Source organism: Sphingobium sp. D43FB (assembly GCF_002312805.1).
Lineage (GTDB): Bacteria > Pseudomonadota > Alphaproteobacteria > Sphingomonadales > Sphingomonadaceae > Sphingobium.
The window spans coordinates 1-438 of sequence record NZ_NMUA01000205.1; the positions used below are offsets into that span (position 1 = coordinate 1).

Here is a 438-nt window from a genome sequence, read left to right on the forward strand (position 1 = left end):
ATCATTTTCGCCAGGAACAGCTTAAAAATTATCAAATTCATGTGAACGTTAACATTTTTGCGCTCACAGAATTATTGTTTTCGCGTACTATCCCCTTCTGGTTATCATTTTTTAGCTCTCGCTAGGGGATTCGAGCATGCAAGTAGGCTTCAAGGCACTCGCCGATCGCTACGCTATCGCACTTGCACAACCCCTACGTGTGGAATCGGTGATCGGTACGACGCGCAGGAGCCGCGAGAGCAACGGACGCGTCGAGAACAAGTATCCCGCCAGCTACCAGCCAACGGACGACTTTGCCGGGCATTTTGAATTTGGACTCAAGTACGAAGAAATTCCCCTCGAGTTTTTCGCCCGTCTGTTTGCGGCTGCCGGTCCAGAGCCCATCGAGGCCTGGTGCCGGCAAGCGCCCTTTGGCCAATATGCCCGCCGCACCGGATT

At 52.7% G+C, this 438-nt stretch carries 1 pseudogene; it reads left to right on the forward strand.

Annotated features, from left to right (window positions below):
* Positions 1–136: 136 nt before the first annotated feature.
* Positions 137–438 (forward strand): annotated as a pseudogene (locus tag SxD43FB_RS24045) (hypothetical protein); the annotation flags it as partial.